We start from the raw sequence: 4,749 nt of genomic DNA, 5'->3' as shown, positions 1-4,749 counted from the left end.
CTCGTCAATCTGGGCAAGGAGCCCGATCTGGCTCGTGCTCACCGCTGGCAGGCGGAGCTGGTCGAGGCGCTGGATCGTCTCGACCTGCCGGCGTGGCGTATCAGCCAGGTGATCAGCGACCATAACGACTGGCTCTATCGTCGGGCCATCGACCTCTCCCTCAACGAGATGCAGGGCCATGGCTGGGGCCCCCCGCCCGTGGCCTGGTGCGTGTTGACGATGGGGTCCGTGGCTCGCCACGAGAGCCTGATGGCACCCGACCAGGACAATGCCATGATCATTGCCGACTACCCCGACAGTCGGCATACCGAGATCGACGGCTATTTCCAGGCGCTGGGCGAGCGTTTCGCGAACCGGCTGGACGAGGCCGGCATCCCCTTGTGCCAGGGTCAGGTGATGGCGCGCTGGCCGATGTGGCGCAAGCGTCTCGGCGAATGGACCGAACAGCTGACAATCTGGACCCGGGGTCGTCAGGTCAAGCGTGTCCAGCAGGCCAATATCCTCCTCGATTTCCATCCCGTACATGGTGATGCCAGTCTCGCCGCGGCCCTGTCGGAGACCGTGACCCGCCTGGTAACCAAGGCGTCGCTGTTCCTGGACGAGATGGGAGCGCTCCTGGAGGAGCTCCCGGTGGCCCTGGATCGCTTCGGGCGTCTCGCCGGCAATCGTGACGGGGCCCCCCACGACAGAGCGATCGACCTCAAGCACCAGGGTGTCCTGCCGCTGGTCAATGCCGTACGTCTGCTGGCTCTCCGTCAAGGCATCACGCCGCCGGATACCCATTCGCGCCTGACGGCCCGGGTGATGTGCGAGGCGCTTCAGGCAGAGCGGGCGCGTGGGCTGCACAAGGCCCTGGAACGCTTGCAGGAGCTGTTGCTCGACGAGCAGCGTCGGGCCCTGCAGGAAGGACGGACACCGGATGGCTGGGTGGATATCGATCGCCTGGGAGAAGACCAGACCCTGATGTTACGCCATGATCTCCAGCAGATCCGTGGGCTGATGCGACACGCCAGAAAAGCGTAGGTCCCTTGCGCCGAGGTGGCATGGGCAGGTAGGGGTGCGCTGTCGCTTACTGGGCTTGCAAGGCGTGCTTCTTGTTCTTCATTCCGCTGGCGCCTCGGGCAGTTCCATCACCAGGCAGGCGCCGCCCAGGTGGAGGGCGTCTTCCACCCAGAGCCGCCCGCCCAGGTGAGAGACGATGCCTCGGCTGATCGGCAACCCCAGACCACTCCCCTTGGGGCGGCCGCGTGTCTCGCCGCCACTGTGCTTGATCTGGTGAAACTTCTCGAACACCCGCTCGCGTTCCCCTTCGGCGATGCCTGGGCCGTTGTCTTCCACTGCCAGACGGAAGTGGTCCTTGTGGCGTTCCAGGCGCACCAATACCCGCGGGTCGTCGTCATCGGTGAACTTGCCGGCATTGTCGACCAGATTGATGATGACCTGTTCGAGGCGATCCGGGTCGCCGACGACCCAGGCCGAGTCCAGGGAGATGTCCACCTTCAGGTCAACGCCGCGATTCTCCTGAAGCCGATGCACGGCATCCAGGCTGTGACGGGCCAGGGTCACCAGGTCCAGGCGCTGGAGATTAAGGGTCAAGCGGCCGCTCTCCAGCCGGGCGAGGTCGAGGATCTCCTCGATCAACCGCGAGAGTCGCTGGCTCTCATGTACCACGACATCGAGGAAATGCAGGCGCTTCTCCTCGGGCAGGTCCTGGCTGTCGTGGAGGATCTCCGCGAAGGCACGGATCGAGGTCAGGGGGGTTCGCAACTCGTGGCTGACCATGGCGACGAACTCGTCCTTGAGCCGGTCGAGTTCCCTGAGGCGCTCATTGGCGCTGCGGAGTTCCTCGCTGGCGCGCGCCAGTTCATTGGATTTCTGTTCCAGTCGGCGATTGACTTCCAGGGTTTCCGAGGTGGTATCCAGGATGCTGAGTATCGCATCCAGATCGAGGGCCTCGCCGCGTACCACCGAGTTGACCAGCACCCGTGCCGAGGCGCTGCCCAGTGCCCCGGCCAGGGCCTGCTCGGCCCGGGAGATCAGCTCGGGGGGAGCGGGAAGGTCATCCTCGCTTGTGTCGGGACTGGAAAAGACCCTGGCAGTGGCATTGGCGCCCAGGTAACGGTCAAGCAGCAGGCGTAACTCGCCGCGCGTGGTCTGACCCTGCCATAGCGAGGTCTCCATCAGGCCGGGATGCATGGCCTCGGTGAACAGGGCCGCCTGGGTCTGTTCGAGGGGGCTCTGTCGGGAGAACAGCGAGATACCCACCAGCAGCCCGATATTGGCCACCAGGCTCCACAGCAGGGAGTGAGTGTAGATATCCCATCCCTCGAGTCCCAGCATCGCATAGGGTCGCAACCAGGTGATTCCCCAGGGGCCCTGATCAAGGAAGCCGGCATCCAGCCAGCCCGATTGGGCGAAGCCGGGCAGCAGCAGGGTCCAGGCCCATATCAGGAAGCCTGCGATCAGCCCCAGGGCGGCCCCCTTGCGGTTGGCCCCACGCCAGTACATGCCGATCAGCGCATGGTAGAGATAGCCGAGAAGGAGAATCAGCAGGATGGCGACGCGCCGGATACCCAGCAGCCAGCCGGCGAGTTCCCCTCGCGAGCCCAGCTGGAGAAGTCGAGCGCGCAGCAGCAAGGGCATGACCAACTGGTTGCTGACCATGGTCGAGAGCGCGAGGGTCTCAACGATCACCATGCTGGTGGCCGCCGAGAGACCGCCGATGAAGACCAGCAGCGGCAGCCCGTCGAGGCCGGCCGACAGGGGCAGGGTCAACACGAAGCTGTCGGGGTTGCTGCTGGTGTCACCGAGCAGCATTCCCGCCATGGCGATGGGGATCACGAAGATATTGATCGCCAGCAGGTAGAGCGGGAAGAGCCAGCTGGCGCGCTTGAGGTGTCGCTCGTCGACGTTCTCGACGACCAGTACCTGAAACTGCCGCGGCAGTTTCAGGAAGGCCAGGAAGGCCAGCAGCAGGGTCCCCACCCAGCCCACGGCCCCACCGGGGACCGCCTCGAGGCTGAGGGCGCCCGCCAGTTCGGGTGTCGCGGCCACCCGGGAAAAGAGATCCCCCGGGCCGTTGAACAGCACGAAGACGGTGAAGATCCCCACGGCCATGAAGGCCACCAGCTTGACCATGGACTCGAAGGCAATGGCCGCCACCATGCCCTCGTGTCGCTCGCTGGCATCCAGGTGGCGGGTCCCGAAGAGGATGATGAAGACAGCCAGCACCAGGGCGACCCAGAACGACTTGTCATTCCAGAAGCTCTCGTCCACCAGGCTCATTCCCGCCGCTTCCGGATAGTTCACCAGCACGGCATGACTCAGGGTGATGGCCTTGAGCTGCAGGGCGATATAGGGGGTGATGCCGATCAGCGCGATCAGGGCGACCAGGGCCCCCAGGCTGGAGCTCTTTCCATAGCGGGCGCTGATGAAGTCGGCGATGGAGGTGATGCGCTGGGCACTGGCGATCCGCACCATCTTGCGGATCAGCAGGGGGGCCATGAGCATGGCCAGGGTCGGGCCCAGGTAGATCAGCAGGAAACTGGGGCCGCTGTTGGCGGCGCGCCCCACACTGCCGTAGAAGGTCCAGGCGGTACAGTAGACGGCGATGGAGAGGGCATAGACCGTCGGTGAGCCGATCAGCGAACGCCCCTGCTCGGCGCGGCGATCCCCCCAGGCAGCGATCACGAACAACAGCCCGAGATAGCCGAAGGCAATGCCGAGTACCGCCATTTCGCTCCTCATCGGCCACCTATTTCCCGTTACGGCGTTCCATGAGCCAGGCGGCAAGCGCGATCACCAGGGCCCAGGCGAGGAACAGGTAGAGGGGAAGTCGGGAGAGCCCGGCGTCATGCCCACGGTCCATCATCAGGATCAGGGGCGGCGAGAACAGCACCAGTGCCAGCAGGATCAGGGCGATCAGGCGCTCCTTGATGCGCGGCGTGGTCATGCGCTGGCATCCGCCTTGTCGAAGGCCCAGGCCTGCAGGGCCAGGGCGTCATGCAGGGTGGTGATGCCGCGGGCCTCCAGCCGCGGGAGAAGTGCCAGCCAGAGCTCGGCGGTCACCCGGGCATCACCCAGGGCGGTGTGTCGGGCCCCGGGCGGAATCGTCAACCCGTAGCGATCGGCCAGGGTATCGAGGTCATGTCCGTCGATCGCCTCGTCCAGTGCCCGGGAGAGCAGGAGGGTATCGAGTACCGGCATGTCGAAGGTGACGCCACCCCCCGGGGGGTGGATCGCCAGCAGGTCGAAGGCGGCGTTGTGGGCCAGGATCACCGCATTGCCGATATAGTCGCGGAAGCGCGGGAGGGTCACCTGGAGAGGGGGGCCCGGCCACGTCACTGTCGGTGAGACCATGGATGGCCGTGCTGGCTGGCGGAATGGGCCGCCCCGGATCGACCCGCACGTCGAAGGTTTCACTGGCCAGCAGGCGATTGTTTACCACGCGACAGGCCCCGATGCTGATGACGGTGTCGCCCCGGCGCAGTTCCAGGCCGGTGGTTTCGGTATCGAAGGAAACCACCTCGAGGCAGCGCAGCGCACAGTTGGCCAGTGCCTCATCGGGTGCCGGCAGGTCGGCGATGCCGAAATCATGGAACTCGGGGCGTGGCGGTGTTTTCGGGCGAGGTGCACCGACGCGCTCGATGGCGGGCAGCGGCAGGCGCAGTCGGGCATGTTTGCCGTCGGCGTCGGCCAGGCTCCAGGCATCGCTGGCATGCTGCCGCAGTACATCCGCCACCTTCGGGT

General features: G+C 65.5%; 3 protein-coding genes and 1 pseudogene. 1 reads left to right on the top strand and 3 read right to left on the bottom strand.

The window, feature by feature from the left end; all coding sequences use genetic code 11:
- Positions 1-1,023, top strand: a 1,023-nt coding sequence (locus ACESMD_RS15820; protein WP_372614855.1) for a DUF294 nucleotidyltransferase-like domain-containing protein, incomplete at its 5' end; no start/stop codon positions are given.
- 78 nt (positions 1,024-1,101) lie between these two features.
- Here the strand turns inward: ACESMD_RS15820 and ACESMD_RS15815 are convergent.
- The 3 genes and pseudogenes from ACESMD_RS15815 to ACESMD_RS15805 all read right to left on the bottom strand — a co-directional run.
- Positions 1,102-3,747 carry an ATP-binding protein gene (locus ACESMD_RS15815; RefSeq protein WP_372614853.1) on the bottom strand — a complete coding sequence of 882 codons (2,646 nt, stop codon included), beginning with the start codon at positions 3,745-3,747 and terminating at the stop codon, positions 1,102-1,104.
- Between the two features lie 7 nt (positions 3,748-3,754).
- A complete protein-coding gene (locus ACESMD_RS15810; protein WP_372614851.1) occupies positions 3,755-3,952 on the bottom strand; it encodes a hypothetical protein in 198 nt (65 codons plus the stop codon).
- Positions 3,949-4,749 (bottom strand): annotated as a pseudogene (locus ACESMD_RS15805) (PolC-type DNA polymerase III); the annotation flags it as partial. The pseudogene ACESMD_RS15805 and the gene ACESMD_RS15810, both read right to left, overlap by 4 nt.

It is taken from the genome of Halomonas sp. (assembly GCF_041689495.1).
Classification (GTDB): domain Bacteria; phylum Pseudomonadota; class Gammaproteobacteria; order Pseudomonadales; family Halomonadaceae; genus Halomonas.
The sequence above is the reverse complement of the archived record's forward strand: the minus strand, read 5'-3'. Positions and strand labels throughout refer to the sequence as shown.

Bases quoted from the DNA above. Each gene is read 5' to 3' on its own strand.
- ACESMD_RS15815 (WP_372614853.1), bottom strand. From the start codon at position 3,747: ATGAGGAGCGAAATGGCGGTACTCGGCATTGCCTTCGGCTATCTCGGG.
- ACESMD_RS15810 (WP_372614851.1), bottom strand. From the start codon at position 3,952: ATGACCACGCCGCGCATCAAGGAGCGCCTGATCGCCCTGATCCTGCTG.